This window comes from Clostridium sp. CF012, from assembly GCF_018861755.1.
In the GTDB taxonomy this organism is placed as follows: Bacteria; Bacillota; Clostridia; order Clostridiales; family Clostridiaceae; genus Clostridium_AD.
Window position 1 is genome coordinate 1 of the sequence record NZ_JAHLEF010000005.1, and the last position, 22,163, is coordinate 22,163.

Below are 22,163 nucleotides of genomic sequence, written 5' to 3' on the forward strand. Positions count from 1 at the left end.
AGTACCCTATAAAAGTTTAAAAAAATACCCTAATATCAGAAAATATGATATTAGGGTATTTTTAAGGCTCTTTTTTTAGAATGTCCTTGACACAGGGTCCACTTTATTAACTTCACAGCCTTTTCTTTTATTTTAATTGCTCCTTAGTTTTACCCAATTTGTATACTGGTCATAGACATAGAACTATGTTGTATCCCTTTATATATAAACTTAACTTCATCTGCTTCTTCTTGCAGTCCCGCTATATAAAGTAATGGTAGATAATGTTCCTTTGTAGGTACAGATAATTTAGCTGTTTTGCCTAATTTTTCATAGGATATAATATTATCATGCATTCTACTTACAATAGCTTCCGAAATGTAATCATCAAATTCAGTTGCCCACTCAAAGGGTGCTGCATCCATATCATAATTCATAATTCTTAGGTTATGCACTATGTCCCCGCTTCCTATTATTAAAATTCCTTTTTCACGAAGCGCTGATAATTTTCTGCCAAGGTTATAATGGTAATTCTCATCCCCTAACCTATTTAAACTCATTTGAAACACAGGTATATCGGCCTTTGGATACATATGGGTCAGTACGGACCAAGCACCATGGTCTAGCCCCCACTCCTGCGTTAGCATAACATTCGAATCCACAAGTTCCATGGCTACCATCTGCGCATATTTTTTAGAACCAGTTGGGTTATACTTGATATTGTAAAGTTCTTCCGGAAAACCATAAAAGTCATAAATCTGTTTAGGTGCATCACTGGCTGTAATGTAAGTACCATTGGTCTCCCAATGGGCAGAAATCACTAAAATTGCTTCTGGCTTTGGTATATTTTCTATTGATTTACAAATAGCTTGTGTATAGGAATTGTCTAAAATTGCATTCATGGGACTACCATGTCCAATAAATAATACAGGCATTTTTTTATTCATTTATAATTACCTTCCTCTCTATATTATAAATTACTGACCTATTTGACACTCTAATTTTATCTCTTCACAATTATTAAATTCAGAAAATCTTTTAATACAGTCATAAATATTCTCAACAAATTTATCAGGGTTTACAATATCATCCTCAAACCAGAAATTTTTCACTATAAGTTGTTTTAGCTTTTTATCATTTACTATTTCTATCCTACCAATAAACCTTTCTCCAGACAATACAGGCAAAACATAATGACCATACTTTCTCTGAAGAGTAGGCGTGTATATTTCCCACTTGTAGTCGAAATTAAAAATCACTTTTATTAGCTTTCTATCCCAAAGCATATTATCAAGAGGTGCAATAAACTCTGTTCTCCACTTGAACTCATTATCACGCAACACCCTGTCAATGAGGGGTCTATCCCCGGACAAGCAATAAAAACTATCAGATATATTTTCAATTAGAATTTCTATAATTTCGTCTTCTTGAAATAATTTCTGATATATCATTTTTCGATTAGCCGCTTTTAAGCTACCAATTCCAAGCAATGCGTCTGATGGCTTATTCCAGAGCATTCCAACTGCACCAATACGTCTTAGAATTTGCCACTCCAGATATTCTTCCTGCGTTAAATTTGGATCACTAGCAGACAGAATTTCATTATCTATGTGATCCCTCGCAAGAGAATACTGCTTAATTGTTCCTTTTTTATGATGAATAATTAGCTCTCCACGAAAATACATAGTTTCAAGGGCTGCCCTGGATAATGTAGTAGGATTCCAAGCCCAGTCAACCTTCTCTTTTAAATTAATATCTTTTGAAGAGGCAAACCCTTTTTCTTTAATAATTAACTTTATCTCTTCTGAGACAGCATTTACCTGCTCCATGCTTCTACCATATCCAAGGTAAGAGGCCCTGAGCCTCGCGAAGTATTTCCAGTCCTCTATACTGAATATAGACATGTTCTTATCAAGGTAATCTATAAGTTTTCTGTCTATGTATAAAAGCTTATAAAGCATATCTTTAGTAAAGCCTTCTATTCTTGATTGCAATACCAATTCTGCATTTTTACCACAAACATCAATGGGGTCAAACTGAATACACCCTGCCTGTTTAATATAGTCACAAACGCCCTTTTCTTCAATAAATTTATGTTGTCCCATTAACCCTTGCTTTAGCAAAATAAACTCTCGAGCTTGTTTATTTGTAAGATTTACTGATTTCATAATGTTTCTCACCTTCTACTTTATTGCATTTGTTTATCAGGTTAAAATCGTCATTAATTTCATATACTCAGTGTATCACAAATGATTTTTTTTTGACATGGATTAACATATATTAAATAATTGGTTGCATAACATTTTTAGGTGATTTATTTATTTGAAATCAAAAAAAGCTCTTGAGAAATCAAGAGCTTAGATGGTCACTAAATTTAATGTACTTTTCTTTAATAGTTCTGTGGGTTTCATCCCTCTCATCATTAGTTGTATAATTGCATGTTTTATTTCATCATACTTACTGAAAATAACTTCTGCACTTTCAATATCATGATATACCTTCCAATAACCTACCAATTTACATTTAGTATTGGGACAGTCAACAAAGGATGTTACATCTTCTATAGGATATCCTAGGAAAATTCCAATTTCATGAGGGCACATGTATTGGAATCTTCTGCCGAGTAATAATAAACATTGCGCAGCATCCATGTCTTCATTGTATCCAAATCTTTTTAAGAACTCCATATTTTTATTATCCCGAATACTTAAATTAATTTTTTCACTATTATAAAATAGTACAAGAGTAGTTGTTTCATCTTTTTTTAATTCAAAGTAATCAACATCTAGCTTACCTTTAACTTCATTTTTATATTTTTCCCATATGTTATTTAAATTTCTATTACTATTACTAAAATTAATTAAAGAGGATGTCTTATGTTTTCTTATAGTTGGTGCAGCATTACGTATTATTACTGAAAATAAATACTCCAGTTCATCATATTCATTTACAATCTTTAAAAGTTTACTTATCTCTTCTGTTTTCATAAAACAACCTCCATTAACTTCATACTGGAACTTTTTAAGCTTTCGACAACAACTCACCAATTTCCTTGCACTTTTCTATGCCTTCACTATCCGCAGCATAATTAATTATAAGTCCATCTACTATAACCTTGGCACCATATCCTTCCATTCTCTCTTGCCAATCAGTCATCCATTCTCCATTACCCCATCCATAAGAACCAAACAATATAATATTTTTACCATTTACCACGCTGGCAATTGACTCAATAAATGGTTCCATTTCTGATTCCTCAAGCTCCTCAGCTCCCATAGATGGACATCCAAATGCTACTGCATCTGCCTTTGAAACATCCTCCACATTTGCGTCTCCTACATTAAGTAGTCTAACGTTTGTATCTCCTTTTTGGGAACCTTCCATAATCCATTCTGCCATAGCCTCTGTACTCCCTGTTCCACTCCAATAAATAACAACTATATTTTTCATTTTTTTCCTCCTCATATTTTAAATATGTACTTCTATATTAAATACTCACTTAGTTAAATTATCTGTTTTTAGAATCTAAATACTTTCTTGCAGCATTCATGTTGTCTACAATATATTGAACTATATCAGGAGCAAACATTAATCCTGTATTAATAATTATTTCATTAATACATTCTTCAAAACCCATAGCTTTTCTATAAGGCCTATCAGATGTCATAGCATCAATTGAATCGCATACTGCAATTATCCTTGCCCCTAGTGGTATATTAATTCCAGCTAATCCCTCTGGATAACCTTTCCCATCCCATCTTTCATGGTGATAAAGAACAATTTCACTTATATACTTTAACCTTATTGATTTGCTTAAAATATTATATCCTATTTTAGGATGCATTTTTATAAATTCCCATTCATCAGGTAATAACTTCCCTTTTTTGTTTAAGACTTTATCTGGAACTCCTATTTTACCTATATCATGTAAATGCGCAGCTATATGAATATTTTCAAGGTCAACCCCTTTAATTCCAAAGCCTTTTGACAGTTCATAACTCATTGATGCGACTCTTTCCGAATGACCACTTGTGTAATTATCTTTAGCTTCAAGTGCCGCCACTAAGCTTTCAATTATGTCATGAAATATTTCACTCTCGCTAAATTTAGGTAACACTTCTCTAAACATTTATATCCCCTTAATACAATTGTGAATATTGTTTGCTATGTGTATCCATGAACGCTTAGAAAAAGTTATTTGCACACCATATTTTTTAGATTCTTTTTTAATAATATTCATTAATGAATGATTTATAAAATCTACTAAAACTAATACTAAATCCGTTTCATAGGATAATTTAATTTTTTTATCTCCAGGTTTTCTTCCACTTATATGTTGTATCTCGGAAAATCCATTTTCAGATAATTTCTGAATAATATTTTCTATCCTATCCCCTCCCACAACTAAAATACTCATAAAACTCACCCCTTAAATTAATTCACATACTTAATCTCTATTTTTATTTAACACTTGTATTACATTTGTCCTCATACTTATTGATATTGATTATCGTTCTTATTTGTATTATAATATAAATAAGCTATATTTTTATTAAAATTATTACTATATTTTTTAAGAATATTAAGGAGATATTATGAATACTTTACTAAATCATACTGAACTGGCCACAAATATTAGAGATAACAATTTAGAAAATGCCAAATCCCTTTACATAAAAAAGATAAGAACGCTATTACATTTATCACATAACCCAAATGAATTAAAAAAACTGCTATATTCAATTAACATCTTTGTATACACTTATTTCTGTATCAACAGTTCAATATCCCTAGAGGATTCATGCAGTGTTAACCACGATCTCATAGATAAATGCCTCTCAAAAGAGGAGTTAATGACACTAGGAGAAAAAATTATTAAGGGCTACATAGAATTCATACATAATGATAATGTAATATCAAATAATGAAATTATAAAAAATGCACTTACTTATATTCACACAAATATTGAAAACAAGATAAGTTTAGACAAAGTTGCAGCTCACATTCATATAAGCAGTAACTATCTATGTTACCTTTTTAAAGAGAATACTGGTTTTAAATTTTGCGAATATGTAAATATATGTAGAATAAATGCAGCCAAAGATTTCTTAGATAATTCCTCCAGTCCTATAGAAATAGTTTCCTTTAAATGTGGATTTAATAGTCAAAGTCATTTTTCTACCACCTTTAAAAAATATGTAGGTACTTCGCCTAATGAATATAGAAAAAGGACCCGATAATAAATTATTAATTTTCATTATCAATCTATTGACATTTTCAGTTGTAAATGATATTCTTTATCAGTGAGAAGTAAATTAGTAGGTAAGCTACAAGAAAGGGTGATGTATCATGTTATTATCAAAAGCAAAAATCGGCGATACTTTTAATATTAAACAAGTTGAAGGTAAAGAAAAGGTTAAAAAATTTCTTTTTACTTTGGGATGTTTTGAAGGCGAAGAAATCACTCTTATTTCGAAACTTGCAGGAAACTATGTGGTAAATATTAAAGATAGTAGATATGCGCTTGATGAAAATATGGCAAAATCTATTACGATATGTACATAAGATATGTTGTTAATTTTTTTTATTTAATATAATGTCATTGATATGCTATAAAGTACATAGCATATTATTTTTGCTCTACAATTGATAATGATTATTAATATTAAATGAATTTATATAATGAGGAGGAATTTTCTATGAAAATAGCATTAGCTGGTAATCCAAATTCAGGGAAAACTACACTATACAATGGGATTACAGGGAAATCGGAGCATGTAGGAAACTGGTCTGGCGTTACTGTATCAAAGAAGGAATCAGATCTTAAGAAAAAGTATAATTCCAAGGGTCTTGATGTTAAAATCGTTGACCTTCCAGGTACATATTCTATTTCACCCTTTACTGGTGAAGAAGCAATTACTAGAGACTTTATCTTAGACGAAGCTCCAGATGTAATTATTAATATTGTTGATGGTGCCAACGTTAGTAGAAGTTTATTTTTTACAACTCAGCTTCTAGAACTGGGAATCCCGGTAATCATTGCTCTTAATAAAAATGATATTATATCCAAAAGAGGAGATATTATAGATATAAATCTTTTAAGTAGTGAATTAAATTGTAAAGTTATTGCTACTACTGCCACCTCTGAGGATGGGTTATTAAATTTAATTAATGAAGCTGTTAAGCTGGGCCAGGAGAAGAAACCTCAAATTGCGCCAGTTTTTGCAGATAGTGATTCCGATCTGGCAAGACAAAAGTTTGTAGATGGAATAGCCCTAAAATCTCAGGTTAAGAAAAGAGATGCTAGCAAGATCACCTTTTCTGATAAAGTAGATAGAGTTGTAGCACATAAATGGTTAGGTCTGCCTATATTTTTCGTGATCATGTGGGCAGTATTCGCATTTTCTATTGAAGGGCTAGGTGGGTACTTATCAGGATACTTTAATGATGTAGTGTTTGGAGAAATTGTTCCAAAGGCAGCGAATGCTTTTTTACAGGGCCTGGGGGTTAATTCACTATTGCAAGCCCTTATTGTAGATGGTGCCATCGGTGGTGTTGGAGCTGTTGTAGGGTTTTTACCTCTGGTTATGGTATTATTCTTTTGCTTATCACTACTTGAAGACTGTGGATATATGGCTAGAGTAGCAGTAGTAATGGATCGGTTTTTCAAAAAGATCGGATTATCTGGAAAATCTATTATACCAATGATTGTAGGTTCTGGTTGTGCTATTCCCGGTGTTATGGCAACGAGAACTATAGAAGATATTAATGAAAGGAGAATGACTACAATTCTTACTCCTTTTGTACCTTGTGGTGCTAAACTCCCAATTATTGCTCTGTTTGTAGCTGTATTTTTTCCTAAGAATTCTTGGGTTGGACCTAGTATGTATATCATCGCGATTACAGTTATTGTACTTGCCGGACTTCTACTTAAGAAAATTTTCGTATGGGACAACACCTCTCAATTTATTATGGAACTTCCTGATTATAAATTTCCTAGTTTAAAATATGCTTTTCTTCAAATGATGGACAAAGCAAAAGCTTTTATTATTAAAGCTGGAACAATTGTACTTGTGTGTAACACCTTAGTATGGTTCGCACAGGCATATAGCTGGAATCTTAGCCCTGTAATAGACCAGAGTTCAAGTATACTTGCTTCAATTGGGTCGGTAGTTTCTCCGATTTTTATTCCTCTTGGATTTGTTGGATGGCAGCTTGCAGCTGCAGCCATAACCGGTTTTATTGCAAAAGAAAATATTGTTGCAACATTTGCTGTATTACTGGCTGTGACTTCAGAAGAGGCATTACATTTGCCTGGAGGTGTATTAACACAATTTTTTACACCAGTAACTGCTTTTGCATACCTTGTATTTAATCTATTTACCCCTCCTTGCTTTGCAGCAATTGGAGCTATGAATTCGGAAATGGGTTCAAAAAAATGGTTATTTAAGGCTCTGGGTTTCCAATTTGGTGTTGGATACACTTTAGCCATGCTAGTAAACCAAATTGGGTCACTTATAGTATACGGTAAACCAGCAGCAGGTCTTATACCATCTATAGGAATAGCTGTTATTACCGCAACTTTTCTTGTTATAACCATTAGAAAAGCGGATTCTAAACGTGCGCAGTTAGGAGTTGAAATGTAATATGGGTAATATAATAGTTGGTTTAGTTTTTGCATGTATTATAATAATAGCTTTTAAAAAAGTTTATACTGATACCAAAAATAATAAATGCAGTTGTGGCAGCAGTTGCTCTGATAAAAGCAAGTGCAATAAACGCTAATTTTCATAAAATATAAAAGAGGCTATGCATCAAATTTAAAATTTGATGCATAGCCTCTTTTATACTTTATTCTTTATTTCTTATATATTTTAGACTTATACTTGGATTGCTTGTTTTTGTTGATCTAATCTCAAAATGATTTAAGGAAGCTACAAAAGGTGTGAGCTTTGTATAGCCATAGTTTCTTGTATCAAAATCTGGATATCTCTTATTAAGAGTGCTACCCAATTCACCTAAAAATGCCCAGCCGTCTTCATCTGAAATCTCAGTTATAATAGTTTTAATAGCCTCTACTAATTTATCGGTACTTGTCATACCAAGCTTAGATTCTTCTTGTATTTGTATTCCTTTAGTAGTAGTTGTTTCGGTATTTTTGGGCGACATTGAAGCTAATACTTCAAGATATTTAAACTTCTCACAAGCTGAGATGAAAGGTGTAGGTGTTTTCTTTTCTCCCATGCCGATAACATACATACCAGCCTCCCTAAGTCTTGCTGCGAGTTTAGTAAAGTCACTATCACTAGACACAATGCAAAAGCCATCAACATTCTTTGAATAGAGTATATCCATGGCATCAATTATAAGGGCTGCATCTGTTGAATTTTTACCTGTGGTATAACTGTATTGTTGTATTGGACTAATAGAATAATTAAGCAATACATTCTTCCAGGAAGCTAGTTGAGGCTTGGTCCAATCTCCATAAATTCTTTTATATGTAGGTGTTCCATGATTTGAAATTTCATCAATTATATACTTTATATATTTATCAGATACATTGTCAGCATCAATCAAAACTGCTATTTTTTTATCCTTTTCCATTTTTATCTCCTTCACACCTTAATGTCTTTAAACTATTTTGCAGAAAATATAATACTCATACTCATTACTTTAAAATAACATACTATTCTATAGAATTCTACAAAATCCTAAATATTCCTTCTTAATTTATATAATTATTGTAATCACGCATAATTTCTTTTAAATGAAATATAAATAATTAGATTATCAGTTATTGACAACTTATATTTTATGTCATCAATAGTATGTTTTATTTTCAATATTCGATACATTTACAAATTAATTATTTAACATTTTCTAAATATTATATTTTAAAAAACACTATGAAGGATTATTGAAATTCAATAATTATTCATAGTGTTTTTATTAAATCATGAAAGCTTTCCATCAAATTGTTCTCTAAAAATGAATTTTATACCTGCTTATGCTTTTTTATAATCTTCACTTCTACAACTTAAACTCACCTACTATTAAATCAAGTATTTGCGATACGCTCTTTAATTTTTCTGATGCTCGTGCTACATTTTCCATTTCCATAGATTGCTCTTGAACACTAGCACTAACCTGCTCTGTAGCCGCAGCTGTTTCTTCTGAAACAGCTGAAATATCATGTATTGCTTCTAAAACTATATTTTTATTATCATTTACAGTTTTAATATTATTACTAAGCTCCTCTATTTGTATTACTGTATCTTTAATAGATGACTTAATATAGGTAAAGGCACTTTCTGCTCCCTCCATGGCTTTGTTAGCTTCAATATTTATGTTTGAAGCATTATCCATATTAGTTTTGGTTCCCCTTATTTCATTTTGAATTTCTTCCACCAAACTACTTATTTCATTTGTTGAATTAGCCGTTTGTTCAGCTAATTTTCTAACTTCATCAGCTACTACTGCAAAGCCTTTTCCACTTTCTCCAGCTCTTGCAGCTTCTATAGCTGCATTTAGTGCAAGTAAATTAGTCTGCTTTGCTATAGCTTATATACTATTTATAATTTCTCCAATAAAGCTTGATTTACTGGAGAGGAGATTTATATTGACTTCTAGTTCACCTATAGCTTTATCGTTTTCCTTAAACTTGTGTGAAAGTAATTCCATAGATTTTATACCTTTATTGTTTATATCATCTGTTTTATTCCAGTATTCTTTAACTAAATTAGTGCTGTGGACAGCATTATCAATTTCTTTTGCAAAACTTACAATTTTTTCAGTGAAGTAATAACCATCCATCAATTATACTTGAATACTTCTCACTAGTTACTACTAGATTGTTGGTAGCTTCTTTTAATATTAATTTATTAGAAATCAGATATCCTGTAAATGTAGAAAAACAAAGCACAACTAAGACTATTAAACATATAAATGTTATAATTCTCGTTTTAATACTTTTCATTTTTTAAGCCCCCCTTTATTGTCAAACTAACACTTCATATTGGAATTGAAATTACTTAGTGCAGCTAGAGAAATATCCAAATTAAAAGACTACTGCCTTGATAAAGCTGTAGTCAAAAGCTCCGCCATCATTCTCACCCATTTTAAATAGATTTATGTATATATATTACTGTTATCGTATATTATGCAAAAACTTTAGTAAGTATTCATCTACTATTTTAAGCATACCATGAGATTCCAGTATTTCTGCTAGTCTTTTTTTGTTCAAATTTACTACCAAAACAAGTTATTTATTAATTTTTTTTAATTATATGGCATTCATACAAGTTAGATATTATTACTTTAAGGATAGCGTAAATAGGCACAACCGCAAAGGCTGCCAAAGGTCCTCCTACTGCAACTGCACCTATTACTAAGCATATGTCAGTTAAAGGATGTATTTTCATTGCATGAGACATAATTGCAGGAACAACAACTCTCCCTTTTAAAGTCTGCACAACGATGAACACAATTACAAGTTTTCCTATCATAATAAATCCCATGCTCAAAGCAATAATTGAGGGAATAATCATGGAAATAAAAAAACCTATAAAAGGAATAAACGCCAAAATAAAAGTTATTGATGCGAAAAGCGGAGCATTGGGAATACCTATAATTTTATAGCCAATAAATATCATAGTGGATAAAGCAAGAGCCACTTTTGCTTGGCCCGTAACATAGGCGCCCAAAACCGTATCACTCTCTGAAAGAATTTTCGATACATTTTTTTTATACTTTTCAGGGATTATGCACATAATTCTATCTTTAAATTTAGTACCATCTTTAAGTAAATAAAATAATATTACCAACATAAGCAATAGCGTTGAAAATGTGTGTAATGCATACTTTACTGCAAACATAAGGGTATTAACCAAATTCTTCGTATAAATATTAACTATATTGGTAAAGGCCTTATTAATCTCATCAGTAGGTATATAGTTACTAATTTTATTCATCATTTGATTAATAGAGTTTTGGTTTTTCACAATATTAGTTAGTTCTTCTATTGTTCCAGCAAACTGATTTGCGATATAATTACTAAAAAAAGTTATACCACCTGCGGCAATAAATAGTCCCAGTATTAATGTTAATAGAGCTGAGATACTTGGCTTTAATCCATTCTTAATAAAAATCGTATTTAATGGTTTTATAATATAAAACAAAAAAAGAGAAAATATTAATGGAGTTAAAAATGATTTAAAAAGTATTCTTATAAGTCTATGAACAAAAAACATCTTACCAAAAAGAAGTAAACTCAAAAAAAACAGATTAATAATCAGTAAATTTTTTAACATGTTATTTTTTAACATAACTACCCACTTCCTACGTTTAGTACATACAACATAGTTTGAGCATGTAGCTATGCACTTATTCATAATAGATACATTTTAAACGTTAATAAGAGTAGTTTTTTAGGTAAATAAAAAAAGCATGCTAATTTTACTGATTTAGCATACTTTTTTGTTATAAAATCTATTGCAAAAAACCAATTTCATCTTATCTTTTCTTCATTCTATGTAACATCCTCAGCCTTATATGAAAACCTTTGGTATGGCTGCATATCCACTTAAATACATCATTTGTGAGTAGTACATTCTAAAATCAAGTATATCACCTAATTTAATTTCAACGCAATCTTCAATATCAATAATTAAATGATCAGAACTGCTTCCCACAATTTTAACACCTTGTTTTTGTGGAATTAGATTATCTTGCAAACCAAAATCCTGCTTTCCCACTGCAAGTAACGCTCTTTTTCTTATTCCATTATCCTCATAGGTTGGCTTATTTCCAAAAGCATCAATAAATACTTCCCCCACAGGATGCGTAGGTTTACATTTTATTTCCACAACTTGAGCTTTTAGTACAAAAGCATCCTTATGCATATGTTTCATATCGTATCCCCAAAATTCTTCTAAATCTACTGCTAATAGTATTCCCTCGCCTATTCTTAAATTATTTACTCTTTTAGGCATATCACCATCTATTAATAGTGGTAATGAACTTGTAGCACCTCCAGAAATCATTTCTAATCTCCTATTTATTTTACTTTCAATTATTTCTGTAATATCACAAAGTCTTCCTAAATTTTCTTGTGTAGGCCTTATTGATCCATAACAACCTAAATTAGTCCCTACTCCATATATCTCAACATTTTTAAGATTATTTTCAACATATTCTGCTAATTTAATGAATTCTTCCTCATCAAATACACCTTCTCTTAAATCTCCAAGGTCAAGCATTAAAATCACCTTATGGTTTTTGCCTTGCAATTCACATTCCTTTTGAATCATATTCAATGTTTCTAATTCAGAATTTAGGCTGACAGAAGCAAATTCAACCAATTTTTTTATTTCACTAAACATTGGAATTCTAATCATCATAAAAGGCGTCTCTATACCATATTCCACTAGTTTAATTATTTGGTCCATTCTTGAAGTTGCTAAATAGCTACATCCTGCCCGTTCAAACTGCTTCACAACCTCTGGCATTGCATTAAACCCCTTAACCACTCCCGTAACGTTAACCCCCTGCGACTTACATAAATCAACCATGGATTTTATGTTTTCATATACATGCTTCAAATTTATTTCAAGCATTGGATATTTAAACTCTGAATAAGTTTTTTCATTCATACAACTACCTCCACCTAAAAAATTATTATACCAGTCCTTTTTCTTTATACATTGTATGTAGCTTATTGGCATTAACTTATTAATAGTATATCCCATAATAAGAATAATTTAAATAAGTTATAGCAGATTTAATATAATGGCTATAAATAGAAATGCAATCTAAAAAAGGTGCATGGTCTACAATTACTAAATTTAACTATGTAACAAGAGAAATGTACCATCTCAATCTATCCACTATAATTAAGTTAATTAAACTAAATTATATGTTATTGAGATGGTACATTTTATTATATAATTACATATTTATTTGTTTATTTGTTATATATTGATTCTCACTAATAATAAGTTTATAATCTTTTAAATCTGTATGCACTTCTTCTTTAAACGGATTACGTTTGTATTTAGCTACCTTATAGAAATGATATATAAATACTGCTATATTAGAGGCTAAGGCCAAAGCACTAACAATCCATAATGCCGATTTATTATGACTTGATTTAACAGCAAATATTGAAGTATCAACAAACCCTGGGAAACACATTACAAACATCATCCAAGTTGCTAGTGTTTGTGCTCGATGTTGTAGCCATGCACCCTTTTTTATGAAGAAAGCTGGAATAGTACAAGAAATTAATAGTGCTGCACCGGCATAAAACGCATGATCGGAAACACAGTTATAAACATAAGCAAAGTTCCAAAGATCATATGCAATAATCCAAAACCAGAGTTGATCCGGCCACAACATATCTTTATTCTTATCACTACCTATAAAAATGCCAACCCAACCAGAAATAGTAATAATATTTAAAATACCAGCAATACCATTCATTATATTCCAAGAACCACCAACCATGACAACCCCATCTACTAAACCATTTAAGCTATAACATTGAAAATCACGAACAACAGCTTCCATAATGTTTAATGATAGAATAAGTGCAGGAAACATCAACAGATATTTTTTTTTGCTCCAGCCTTTTACGAATCTTAGAGCCAAAAATCCTAAGCATCCTGCCAGTGCTGAATATACTTTTGCCCAATGGAACCAAGTCCCTACACTTGAACCTGCCCCTGCAGTATGATTCCATACCGTAAACGGTAACACTGCTGGTAATGCCAAAAAAATTAATAGAGTAAACCATTTATTTCTTCGAGCCAACTCATTTACAAGCATCAGAGCTGCAACAACTCCAATCCACATTAGAGCAGAGTACCAAGGTATTGATTGAAATAAAAACATAATATAGCCCCCCAATTAGTTTTTTTCAAAAATGGTTATTATTTCAAATTTACCATTTATCGTTATAATTTTAACACCAAAATTTGTAATTGTAAACGTTTTATATAATAATTTATCACGTTTTCTTCTTTTACAATACACAGTCTGTTTTCCGAGTCATTGAAATAAAAAGTAACCAGTCAAAGTGAATCTACATCACTTTAACTGGTTCTATAAATTATTTTGACTCTTCTTCATTTTCATTGCCATCTTTAATGTATAAATTAGCTTTAACAAACTCTAAGGGTGAAGCTTTTATATATTTTTTAAATACAGTAGAATAGTGTTTATAATCAGTAAACCCTACAAATGAAGATATCTCGTAAACCCTATACTCACCAGTCATAAGTAGTTCGATTGACTTTTGTACTCTATATCTATTTAAAAAATCATGAAATGTTTGATTTGTATGCTCTTTTAAATTTCTACTTAGATAGCTTGCGCTTACTGCTAATTTTTCTGAAACATCCTCAATAGTAATTTTTTTCGAATAATTATCTTTTACATAGGCGATTGCAGCCTCTGTATAATGAGATCTTTTTTTATTTGATTTTAAATAGTACTCCAAATTTAGAACATCAATATTTTTGTAGTCCTTGATACAGTTTTTAAATTCATTATATATTTTTTTCTCATGAATTTTATTCACAACTATTAAAATGATCTCTTTAAATTTATCCTCATCAATTGGTTTTAGTACATAGTCAAAGACTTTTAAATCTATAGCTTTCTTTGCATAGGGAAATTCTCCATAACTAGTCAAAATAATCTTTTCAAAATCATAAATACCATTAGCTTCCTCTAGCATATCCATACCATTCTTTATTGGCATTTTAATATCTGTAATGACTAAATCCGGCTTGATTTCTATAATAGATTTTAGTCCTTCTTTTCCATTTGATGCTTCCCCTGCAATGATACAATTCATACTAAGCCAGTCAATTGTATTGATTAATCCTTTTCTTATTAAATTTTCATCCTCTACAATAAGCACTTTAATCATAATTTACTCCTCACTTTCATGGACTGGGAGGTTTATAACTATTTCCGTACCCTCATGAAGTTTACTATATATATTTATACCGTACGACCTGCCATACATAAGGTTAATTCTTTTTTGTACATTGTAAAGTCCTATGTGGTTTGTGCTATTTTCATCTTTATCCATGAATTTTGATAACTCAGATAGTTTTTCATAACTCATGCCCTCTCCAGTATCCAAAATGGATATTACCAAATTGTTTTTTTCAATCCTACAGTCTATATTTATTTTTAAATACTCTTTTGTTTCAAATCCGTATTTTATACTATTTTCTATAATAGGTTGTATTACAAGCTTTGGAATCAGACATTTTTCTGCGACCTCATCTAAATTAATTAGAAAATCGAAATTGTCTTCAAATCTAAACTTTTGTATTATGAGATAATCCTCTATATATTTTATATCATCCACTATTTTAACCTTATTAAAATTTGTATTAATACTATATCTTAACAGGTTAGCCATGGAAACAATGATTTTGGTAGAACTCTTCTCATCTATTTTTATCATATATTTAAGCATTTCAAGGGTATTAAATAAGAAGTGGGGATTAAATTGTGCTTCTAGCTGCTTGAGCTCTGACAGAGCATTTCTTCTTGCCTCTTCCTTATTTTTTTCTACAAGCTCATTTATTTTTATTATCATCTCATTACAATACTGACCTATAACTTGAAATTCATCATTTGAGCTTATTGATACAACGGTGTCCAAATTTCCCTCTTGAACACTTTTAATGGCAGATAACAATTTGTCAATTGATATTGTCTTACTTATAGCTATTTTTTTAGCGATAAATAGCATAGAAAACACTAAAATCAAAAATATTAAAATCAAAAACATTTCACCTATGAAATAGATATTCTTTATAAAGTCTAGGTAGGTAATAGTATAAATGTATATATTACCTTCTATTATAGGGTTACTAAATACATAGTTATTTTCCTTATCCAAAAATGGCTTCAATTTACCTATACCATCTAAAAGTGCATTATTAGTAGAAACTATATTATTATTATATCTATCCGTTATTACAGCATGATGATTGGTACTGCTGTGCACTATTTTGTTCAACTCGTTTTCTAAAATATCAAAGACAATAAACCCCATAACTTGGTTATTATCATCAGTAATAGCCTTCCCTATGGAGTATACAGTTCTTGTATTTACATCAAGTTGAGCTCTATTAAGCATCATAACTGATTTATTAGCATTGTCTTTCATCTTTTTAAAAACTCCACCCATAAATAAGTCATCGCTTTTAGAGTATTGAGGCTCACCTTTATCATTGGTTATTAAAACCTCGCCTTTCCCGTTGAAAATATAAAAAACACTTCTTATATTGTGCTTATTAACTGTATTATATAATTTCTCATATATTATAGCTTCGCCATGTTGATTGTAAAGTACTTTTTTTATTTCCTCCCATTTTACTAAATCATCTACTTCTGTTTTATAACTTAAAAACTCTTTGCTGATAACCTTTGATATACTAGAATTATATTTTTCATTGCTTTTCTCAATGATTTTACTGCTATACCAAAATAATAAATTATAAAAAATAAAAGACAAAATTATAATAGGAGTCAATGCGTATAATATAAAAGTTTTTCTTATTTCTTCCTTGAAAAATTTTCTTTTAATATTTTTCATACGCAAGTCCTCCTATTGGTTTTTTATAAACTTATCTCTTTCTTACCTGTTACTTTAAAGAAAATTATAAGTGAAATAATAGTTGTAGCCGTCAATATACTCGATAGTGCAGCTGCTGTACCATAGCTTGCTCTTATAACGTCTGTATATATGGCAACTGATAATGTTCTTGTAGTACCTGTATATAAAATAATTGAAGAACTTAATTCATTTATTACTGTTATCCAGCTTAAAATTGCTCCTGCAAATACCCCTGGCAACATCATAATTGCAGTAACCTTAAAGAAGGTTTTCATTTCAGAATATCCTAAACTTATTGATGCCTCTTCAAGACTTGGACTTAGTTGCAATAATATTGCTGCACTCGATCTAATGGTATAAGGCAGTCTTCTTAAAACAAATGCAATTATGATTATAACAAAAGTACCACTAAGCACCATTGGTTTTTTATTGAATGCTAATAATAGTGTAATACCTAATACAGACCCTGGAATAATATATGGGAACATGGTTAATGTGTCTAATAAAGAGGTCAACGCACTTTTCCTACGTATAGATACGTAAGATATAAACATTCCTAGTATTATTATAATTACTATAGCTATTATACCATATACATAGGTATTCAAAATCGAATTACCAAGTTTCGACAATACGATCTTGTAGCTATTTAGTGAAAATCCCTTAACAAACATTGACCCACTTGTCTTTAAAAAAGAGGTGTATATTACTGTTACTTGCGGAATTGCAGCTAGCGCTACAATAATATAAACAAATACATGTGCAAAAGCATTCTTGTAGCCCGTAACCTTTTTAGCAGATATAGGCTTTAATGAGTTCATTACATATGATTTTCTATTAACTATATATTTTTGTCCTATAAAAATAAGTGCAGTTATAAGTACCATCAGTGTACTTAGTGCCGCTGCAAAATTCGCTTGACCGCCTACCTCTGATACGAACTCTGAATATATTAAAACTGGCATAACTCTAAAACCTTCACCTATGAGCATTGGTGTTCCAAAATCAGCAAGACAATTCATAAATACCAATAATGAACCTGCCATTATTGTGGGAAGTATAAGTGGTAATATAATAGTAAATACTTTTTTAACTCCACCGCATCCCAAACTTTCTGCAGCTTCACTAAGTGAAACATCTATTTTCTTTAGTGCTCCTGAAACATACAAATATATAAATGGAAATAATTTTAAGGTAAATACTAGTAAAATTCCTTTAAATCCATAAATACTAGGAAGATGTATTCCTAAATTATGCAAGAAGAAATTCGTTATTACTCCATTTCTTCCAAGTAGTAATATCCATGAATATGCTCCTATGAAAGGTGGAGATAATACAGATATAATAATGAGTACCTCTATAATTGATTTAAATTTAATTTTCACTGTAGTCATGATATAAGCTAAGGGAGCACCAATTAAAATGGCGAGTAGGGTTACAATAATACTTATAGTAAAACTATTTATAAGTGTTCCATAATAGTATTTCTTTGTGAAAAACTTAGCAAAATTATCTAAGGTATATTTCCCGGTCTCCACATCCTGAAAACTAGTCATAAATAGTGATCCTAATGGATAAATTAAAAATATAGAAAATAGTAAAAAAGAAATTATAATTACTACTGTCCAAAAATCAAATCTCATTTTTTTATTTTTCATATTTTTCCACTCCAGTGATAAGACTTATATTCCCTTCCTTATTAAAAATATTGATTTTCTTATTGTTTACTTCCAGATATATCTCTTGTCCAATTTCATAGAAAATATCGTTAGTACTAGTATCTTGTGTTAGTTCAATTATTTCCCCATTATCAAGTTTTACTTCGTAATTTATATATTTCCCAAGGAATGTATTAAAGTAAACTATGCCTCTAATTCCATCACTATTATTGCTTATTATAAATTCCTCTGGTCTAACTGATATTTGAATTTCTTCTCCATTTTTTGCTTCACTACTTAAATTATCCATAGGCACACTATATCCATTTTCAAATATAATGCAATTCTTTCCCTCTTTTACAAGCATTTTTCCATCAAATATATTAGAGTGACCTATAAATGTAGCAACAAATACATTTAATGGTCTTAAATAAATCTTTCGAGGTGTATCAATTTGTTGAATAACACCTTTGTTCATAATAGCTATTCTATCTGATATGGCAAGTGCTTCTTCTTGATCATGAGTTACATATACTGTAGTTATTCCTATATTTTTTTGTATTTCTCTTATAGCACTTCTCATTTCTATTCTAAGTTTTGCATCTAAATTAGATAGAGGCTCATCCATAAGTAATACAGTTGGGTGAATTACAATGGCCCTTGCTAGTGCAACACGTTGCTGTTGTCCTCCTGAAAGCTTATCTGGTGATCTATCCTTATATTCATATATTTTTACAACCTTTAAAATGTCCTCTAATTTTTTCTTTGCTTCTTCCTTACTATGTTTTCTAAGCTTAAGCCCATATTCAATATTTTCTGATACTGTCATATGAGGGAATATTGCATAGTTTTGAAACACCATACCTATATTTCTTTTATGTGCTGGAATATTATTGATTACCGCTCCGTTAAAAGTAATCTCGCCTTCTTCAATTGAGTTAAATCCAGCTACCATTCTTAAAAGAGTTGTTTTCCCACAACCTGATGGTCCTAGAAGTGTAAAAAATTCTCCCTCTTTAATCTTAAGTGAAAGCTTAGGAATTACTGTAATATCATCATATCTTTTTACTATATTTATAAATTCAATGGATGTACTCATGGTTTAATCTCCTTCCTAATTCAAAATTTTATAAAAAATCCCTAGGACTTTTTAATAATATTATATTTAAAAGTCCCAGGGGCTCATTTTTTAGTTGCTTGTAAATATATCTTTATATTTATCTAAAATCATTTGTTTATTTTCTTTAAGCCATGCTTCGTCATCTTTTATTATCTTAATTTGATCTAGTGGTTTAAGTCCTTCTACTGCTGGAACGTCTTTTCTAACTGAACGTCTATTTAATTTATTAACTATTAGTATTTGACCTTCCTTACTAGTAACGTAATCAATAAACTTCTTAGCATTTTCCATGTTTTTAGCACTTTTTATAATAACCACACCATCAGCTTTTGCAATAGTTCCCTCTATAGGATAAACTATAGAAACTGGTGCACCATCTTTTACATATTTTGCTGCTGCCTCTTCAAAGGTTAATCCTACTGTATATTCTCCATCCCCTACCCCTTTATAAACTGCTGAAGAACCACTTAAAAGCTTACCATCTAAATTTTTTGTTAATGCTTTTTCGAAGTCCCAGCCCTTTTCAGGATCTCCATTTCCCATAGCATATAAATGATTTATTACATGTTCAAAAGCAGAAGAGGATTTCGATGGATCTGCATTAGCTATTTTGCCTTTTAACTCTGGATTTAATAAATCCTTAAAGCCTTCAACTTTAATCTTTCCTATAAGATTTTTATTAATCATGATAACACTTGGTATAACAGTAAACCTTGTAATTTGACCGTCGTTATTTTTATAATCATCAACAACATCTTTTTCATTTATAGATTGATATTTTTCAAATAAATCCTTTTTTGGTTCTAAAGTAGATAATGACCCTCCCCATAGAATATCTCCTAATGGATTTTGTCCCTCTGCTTCAATTCTCTTTAGGAGTTCTCCTGTTCCTGCTGCTACAACCTCAACCTTAATTCCTGTCTGATTTTCAAACTCATTAACTACTGGGTCAATAAATTCTATTGGATGTGGAGAATAGACTGTTAACTTATCCGATACCTTTTTAGTTGCTACTACTCCCTCTTTTGCTGTCTCCTTTTTTGCTCCACATGCACTTAAAGATATTACCATTAAAGATGCCATTAAAATCGATACTGCTTTTTTCATTAATTAACCCCCCTGTTTTTTATGTAAACGTTTATCTATTAACTAAATGTTAACATAATTATAAATAATCAACAATCCTGAAAAACGGGAATAATATACTTAAAAATGAACTACATAAATTAATTAATCAGCTGTTTACCCTAAAATATAGGGATGTAACACTTAATCTTTAGAACATATTGTTAATTTGTACCATGAAATGTTATAGTATTATTATAATAAAACATATACAAATACTATTAGGTGATGTGATAATTTAAAATATAGAAAGGATGGTTTTTTTTATGAATGAAACACTAAAACTATTAAATGATAGAACTTCCCTAAGAAAGTATGTTGATAAGTCCATAACTCCAGAGGATTTGCAGTATATTTTAGAAGGAGCTATGAGAGCCCCTACTGCTGGAAATATGATGACTTACTCTATAATTGTAGTTCAGGATAATGAAAAAAAAGAGATACTCAGCAAAAGCTGTGACGATCAGCCTTTTATAGCAAAAGCACCCCTAGTTTTAATTTTTGTTGCTGATTATCAAAAATGGTTTGAATACTATAAGGTAAATAACGTACTGGAATATTGTGAGAAAAACAACCTGGAATATTTAGCTCCCTCAGAAGCAAGCCTTTTTCTAGCTATAGGAGATGCAATAATCGCGGCACAAAATGCAGTAGTAGCAGCGGAAGCTATAGGAATCGGCTCCTGCTATATTGGTGATATAATGGAGAAGTATGAGTTTCATAAAGAGCTTCTAAAATTACCTGAATTCGCATTTCCTGCAGCTATGCTATGCCTTGGTTATTACCCAGAGGATCATAATGTTAAGCCAAGAGATAGATTTTCACAAAAATATGTGGTATTTAATGAAGAGTACAAGACCCTATCGGAAGAGGATATTCAAGATATGCACAAAACACTAAACAATCGACCTATAGTTGGCAATAAATTTAATGCAGATAATTATGCGCAAATGCATTATGCCTTTAAAACCGGGGCAGATTTCTCTGTAGAAATGGCAAGATCTATTAAAGAAGTTTTAAAAATATGGAATGGGAAAAAATTATAAGGGAGTGACATAATGTATTTTGAAAAATGTGGAAAAGATAACACAAAACAAACAGTAGAACTTGCAGTTAAGGCTGCTAAAGAAAAAGGAATTAATTATATAGTAGTAGCATCAAATGAAGGAGAAACTGCTGGACTGCTTAAGGATTGTGGAATAAACATAGTTGTAGTTACTCATGTAAATGGGTTTAAAAAAGCGGGCACTCAGGAAATGTCTGAGCAAACAAGAATAGAATTAGAAAGCTATGGGTTTGTGGTTTATACTTCAACCCATGCGTTATCTGGCGCTGAGAGAAGTCTTTCTAATAAGTTTGGTGGAATATCTCCCATTGAAGTTATGGCTTATTCTTTACGAATGCTGGGTCAAGGCGTTAAAGTTGGAGTGGAAATATCTACAATGGCCTTAGATGGTGGGATGATACCTTATGATACTGATATTATATCAATATCGGGTACTGGGCGTGGTGCTGATACTGCTATAATTCTTAGACCTGCGCATAGTTCTACTATATTAGAAACTAAAATCAAAGAAATAATTTGTAAGCCAGCGCAGTGGTAATTTAAAAGTGCCACCCATGTGGGCGGCACCTTCAG

General features: G+C 30.9%; 24 protein-coding genes. 6 read left to right on the forward strand and 18 right to left on the reverse strand.

Features of this window, described 5'->3' with window-relative positions; genetic code table 11:
* Positions 1–149: 149 nt before the first annotated feature.
* The 6 genes from ygiD to KPL50_RS06750 all read right to left on the reverse strand — a co-directional run bounded on the left by ygiD (position 150) and on the right by KPL50_RS06750 (position 4,396).
* Entirely contained in the window at positions 150–926 is a 777-nt protein-coding gene (ygiD, locus tag KPL50_RS06725) for a 4,5-DOPA dioxygenase extradiol (protein WP_216297691.1), read from the reverse strand.
* Positions 927–956: 30 nt separating this feature from the next.
* A complete protein-coding gene (locus KPL50_RS06730) occupies positions 957–2,147 on the reverse strand; it encodes a DNA glycosylase AlkZ-like family protein (protein WP_216297692.1) in 1,191 nt (396 codons plus the stop codon).
* 189 nt (positions 2,148–2,336) lie between these two features.
* Positions 2,337–2,966, reverse strand: a complete 630-nt coding sequence (locus tag KPL50_RS06735; protein WP_216297693.1) for a DUF3793 family protein — start codon at positions 2,964–2,966, stop codon at positions 2,337–2,339.
* 34 nt (positions 2,967–3,000) lie between these two features.
* Positions 3,001–3,429, reverse strand: a complete 429-nt coding sequence (locus KPL50_RS06740) for a flavodoxin (RefSeq protein ID WP_216297694.1) — start codon at positions 3,427–3,429, stop codon at positions 3,001–3,003.
* A gap of 58 nt (positions 3,430–3,487) precedes the next feature.
* Positions 3,488–4,108, reverse strand: coding sequence for an HD-GYP domain-containing protein (locus tag KPL50_RS06745; RefSeq protein ID WP_216297695.1), 621 nt, complete (start codon positions 4,106–4,108; stop codon positions 3,488–3,490).
* Positions 4,109–4,396 (reverse strand): DUF2325 domain-containing protein, encoded by a 288-nt coding sequence (locus KPL50_RS06750; RefSeq protein ID WP_216297696.1) that lies wholly within the window; start codon positions 4,394–4,396, stop codon positions 4,109–4,111.
* Between the two features lie 178 nt (positions 4,397–4,574).
* On the opposite strand from KPL50_RS06750, the gene KPL50_RS06755 reads away from it, so the two are divergent.
* The 4 genes from KPL50_RS06755 (at position 4,575) to KPL50_RS27840 (ending at position 7,764) form a co-directional block, all read left to right on the forward strand.
* The gene (locus KPL50_RS06755; protein ID WP_216297697.1) at positions 4,575–5,219 is read left to right on the forward strand and encodes an AraC family transcriptional regulator; all 645 of its coding nucleotides are present in this window, start codon (positions 4,575–4,577) and stop codon (positions 5,217–5,219) included.
* Positions 5,220–5,328: 109 nt separating this feature from the next.
* The gene (locus KPL50_RS06760) at positions 5,329–5,544 is read left to right on the forward strand and encodes a FeoA family protein (RefSeq protein ID WP_216297698.1); all 216 of its coding nucleotides are present in this window, start codon (positions 5,329–5,331) and stop codon (positions 5,542–5,544) included.
* A gap of 134 nt (positions 5,545–5,678) precedes the next feature.
* The gene (gene feoB, locus KPL50_RS06765; RefSeq protein WP_216297699.1) at positions 5,679–7,625 is read left to right on the forward strand and encodes a ferrous iron transport protein B; all 1,947 of its coding nucleotides are present in this window, start codon (positions 5,679–5,681) and stop codon (positions 7,623–7,625) included.
* 1 nt (position 7,626) lies between these two features.
* Complete coding sequence (locus KPL50_RS27840) at positions 7,627–7,764, forward strand: FeoB-associated Cys-rich membrane protein (RefSeq protein ID WP_216297700.1); 138 nt, start codon at positions 7,627–7,629, stop codon at positions 7,762–7,764.
* A gap of 66 nt (positions 7,765–7,830) precedes the next feature.
* Here the strand turns inward: KPL50_RS27840 and KPL50_RS06775 are convergent, their stop codons facing one another.
* The 12 genes from KPL50_RS06775 to KPL50_RS06825 form a co-directional block, all read right to left on the reverse strand.
* Entirely contained in the window at positions 7,831–8,583 is a 753-nt protein-coding gene (locus KPL50_RS06775) for an NYN domain-containing protein (RefSeq protein WP_216297701.1), read from the reverse strand.
* A gap of 426 nt (positions 8,584–9,009) precedes the next feature.
* A complete protein-coding gene (locus tag KPL50_RS26915; protein WP_309245148.1) occupies positions 9,010–9,537 on the reverse strand; it encodes a methyl-accepting chemotaxis protein in 528 nt (175 codons plus the stop codon).
* A gap of 3 nt (positions 9,538–9,540) precedes the next feature.
* The gene (locus KPL50_RS26920; RefSeq protein WP_253200490.1) at positions 9,541–9,792 is read right to left on the reverse strand and encodes a hypothetical protein; all 252 of its coding nucleotides are present in this window, start codon (positions 9,790–9,792) and stop codon (positions 9,541–9,543) included.
* Positions 9,770–9,955 (reverse strand): hypothetical protein, encoded by a 186-nt coding sequence (locus KPL50_RS06785; protein ID WP_216297702.1) that lies wholly within the window; start codon positions 9,953–9,955, stop codon positions 9,770–9,772. Before KPL50_RS06785 ends, KPL50_RS26920 begins: the two co-directional genes overlap by 23 nt.
* 292 nt (positions 9,956–10,247) lie before the next feature.
* Positions 10,248–11,303, reverse strand: a complete 1,056-nt coding sequence (locus KPL50_RS06790) for an AI-2E family transporter (RefSeq protein ID WP_216297703.1) — start codon at positions 11,301–11,303, stop codon at positions 10,248–10,250.
* 222 nt (positions 11,304–11,525) lie between these two features.
* The gene (locus tag KPL50_RS06795) at positions 11,526–12,629 is read right to left on the reverse strand and encodes an alanine racemase (RefSeq protein ID WP_216297704.1); all 1,104 of its coding nucleotides are present in this window, start codon (positions 12,627–12,629) and stop codon (positions 11,526–11,528) included.
* A gap of 295 nt (positions 12,630–12,924) precedes the next feature.
* Positions 12,925–13,869, reverse strand: a complete 945-nt coding sequence (locus KPL50_RS06800) for a DUF5692 family protein (protein ID WP_216297705.1) — start codon at positions 13,867–13,869, stop codon at positions 12,925–12,927.
* Positions 13,870–14,086: 217 nt separating this feature from the next.
* Positions 14,087–14,911 (reverse strand): response regulator, encoded by an 825-nt coding sequence (locus KPL50_RS06805; RefSeq protein ID WP_216297706.1) that lies wholly within the window; start codon positions 14,909–14,911, stop codon positions 14,087–14,089.
* 3 nt (positions 14,912–14,914) lie between these two features.
* Positions 14,915–16,600 (reverse strand): sensor histidine kinase, encoded by a 1,686-nt coding sequence (locus KPL50_RS06810; protein WP_216297707.1) that lies wholly within the window; start codon positions 16,598–16,600, stop codon positions 14,915–14,917.
* 23 nt (positions 16,601–16,623) lie between these two features.
* Positions 16,624–18,279: an iron ABC transporter permease gene (locus KPL50_RS06815; RefSeq protein WP_216297708.1), complete on the reverse strand. Its 1,656-nt coding sequence runs from the start codon at positions 18,277–18,279 to the stop codon at positions 16,624–16,626.
* The gene (locus KPL50_RS06820; protein WP_216297709.1) at positions 18,269–19,378 is read right to left on the reverse strand and encodes an ABC transporter ATP-binding protein; all 1,110 of its coding nucleotides are present in this window, start codon (positions 19,376–19,378) and stop codon (positions 18,269–18,271) included. The genes KPL50_RS06815 and KPL50_RS06820 overlap by 11 nt, the downstream gene beginning before the upstream one ends.
* A gap of 90 nt (positions 19,379–19,468) precedes the next feature.
* A complete protein-coding gene (locus tag KPL50_RS06825; protein ID WP_216297710.1) occupies positions 19,469–20,506 on the reverse strand; it encodes an ABC transporter substrate-binding protein in 1,038 nt (345 codons plus the stop codon).
* 284 nt (positions 20,507–20,790) lie between these two features.
* Here KPL50_RS06825 and KPL50_RS06830 point away from each other — a divergent pair, with 284 nt between their 5' ends.
* Positions 20,791–21,570 (forward strand): nitroreductase family protein, encoded by a 780-nt coding sequence (locus KPL50_RS06830; RefSeq protein WP_216297711.1) that lies wholly within the window; start codon positions 20,791–20,793, stop codon positions 21,568–21,570.
* A gap of 12 nt (positions 21,571–21,582) precedes the next feature.
* Positions 21,583–22,128 (forward strand): pyruvate kinase alpha/beta domain-containing protein, encoded by a 546-nt coding sequence (locus tag KPL50_RS06835; protein ID WP_216297712.1) that lies wholly within the window; start codon positions 21,583–21,585, stop codon positions 22,126–22,128.
* The last annotated feature ends 35 nt before the right edge of the window (positions 22,129–22,163 follow it).

What these genes read in the sequence shown, in the direction of transcription:
- KPL50_RS06745 (WP_216297695.1), bottom strand. Translation starts at nt 4,108, where the DNA reads ATGTTTAGAGAAGTGTTACCTAAATTTAGCGAGAGTGAAATATTTCAT.
- KPL50_RS06835 (WP_216297712.1), top strand. Translation starts at nt 21,583, where the DNA reads ATGTATTTTGAAAAATGTGGAAAAGATAACACAAAACAAACAGTAGAA.
- KPL50_RS06810 (WP_216297707.1), bottom strand. Translation starts at nt 16,600, where the DNA reads ATGAAAAATATTAAAAGAAAATTTTTCAAGGAAGAAATAAGAAAAACT.
- KPL50_RS06815 (WP_216297708.1), bottom strand. Translation starts at nt 18,279, where the DNA reads ATGAAAAATAAAAAAATGAGATTTGATTTTTGGACAGTAGTAATTATA.
- KPL50_RS06735 (WP_216297693.1), bottom strand. Translation starts at nt 2,966, where the DNA reads ATGAAAACAGAAGAGATAAGTAAACTTTTAAAGATTGTAAATGAATAT.
- KPL50_RS06775 (WP_216297701.1), bottom strand. Translation starts at nt 8,583, where the DNA reads ATGGAAAAGGATAAAAAAATAGCAGTTTTGATTGATGCTGACAATGTA.
- KPL50_RS06755 (WP_216297697.1), top strand. Translation starts at nt 4,575, where the DNA reads ATGAATACTTTACTAAATCATACTGAACTGGCCACAAATATTAGAGAT.
- KPL50_RS06740 (WP_216297694.1), bottom strand. Translation starts at nt 3,429, where the DNA reads ATGAAAAATATAGTTGTTATTTATTGGAGTGGAACAGGGAGTACAGAG.
- KPL50_RS06750 (WP_216297696.1), bottom strand. Translation starts at nt 4,396, where the DNA reads ATGAGTATTTTAGTTGTGGGAGGGGATAGGATAGAAAATATTATTCAG.
- KPL50_RS06825 (WP_216297710.1), bottom strand. Translation starts at nt 20,506, where the DNA reads ATGAAAAAAGCAGTATCGATTTTAATGGCATCTTTAATGGTAATATCT.
- KPL50_RS06820 (WP_216297709.1), bottom strand. Translation starts at nt 19,378, where the DNA reads ATGAGTACATCCATTGAATTTATAAATATAGTAAAAAGATATGATGAT.
- KPL50_RS06830 (WP_216297711.1), top strand. Translation starts at nt 20,791, where the DNA reads ATGAATGAAACACTAAAACTATTAAATGATAGAACTTCCCTAAGAAAG.
- ygiD (WP_216297691.1), bottom strand. Translation starts at nt 926, where the DNA reads ATGAATAAAAAAATGCCTGTATTATTTATTGGACATGGTAGTCCCATG.
- KPL50_RS06790 (WP_216297703.1), bottom strand. Translation starts at nt 11,303, where the DNA reads ATGTTAAAAAATAACATGTTAAAAAATTTACTGATTATTAATCTGTTT.
- KPL50_RS06760 (WP_216297698.1), top strand. Translation starts at nt 5,329, where the DNA reads ATGTTATTATCAAAAGCAAAAATCGGCGATACTTTTAATATTAAACAA.
- KPL50_RS06805 (WP_216297706.1), bottom strand. Translation starts at nt 14,911, where the DNA reads ATGATTAAAGTGCTTATTGTAGAGGATGAAAATTTAATAAGAAAAGGA.
- KPL50_RS27840 (WP_216297700.1), top strand. Translation starts at nt 7,627, where the DNA reads ATGGGTAATATAATAGTTGGTTTAGTTTTTGCATGTATTATAATAATA.
- feoB (WP_216297699.1), top strand. Translation starts at nt 5,679, where the DNA reads ATGAAAATAGCATTAGCTGGTAATCCAAATTCAGGGAAAACTACACTA.
- KPL50_RS06730 (WP_216297692.1), bottom strand. Translation starts at nt 2,147, where the DNA reads ATGAAATCAGTAAATCTTACAAATAAACAAGCTCGAGAGTTTATTTTG.
- KPL50_RS06785 (WP_216297702.1), bottom strand. Translation starts at nt 9,955, where the DNA reads ATGAAAAGTATTAAAACGAGAATTATAACATTTATATGTTTAATAGTC.
- KPL50_RS26920 (WP_253200490.1), bottom strand. Translation starts at nt 9,792, where the DNA reads ATGGATGGTTATTACTTCACTGAAAAAATTGTAAGTTTTGCAAAAGAA.
- KPL50_RS06795 (WP_216297704.1), bottom strand. Translation starts at nt 12,629, where the DNA reads ATGAATGAAAAAACTTATTCAGAGTTTAAATATCCAATGCTTGAAATA.
- KPL50_RS06800 (WP_216297705.1), bottom strand. Translation starts at nt 13,869, where the DNA reads ATGTTTTTATTTCAATCAATACCTTGGTACTCTGCTCTAATGTGGATT.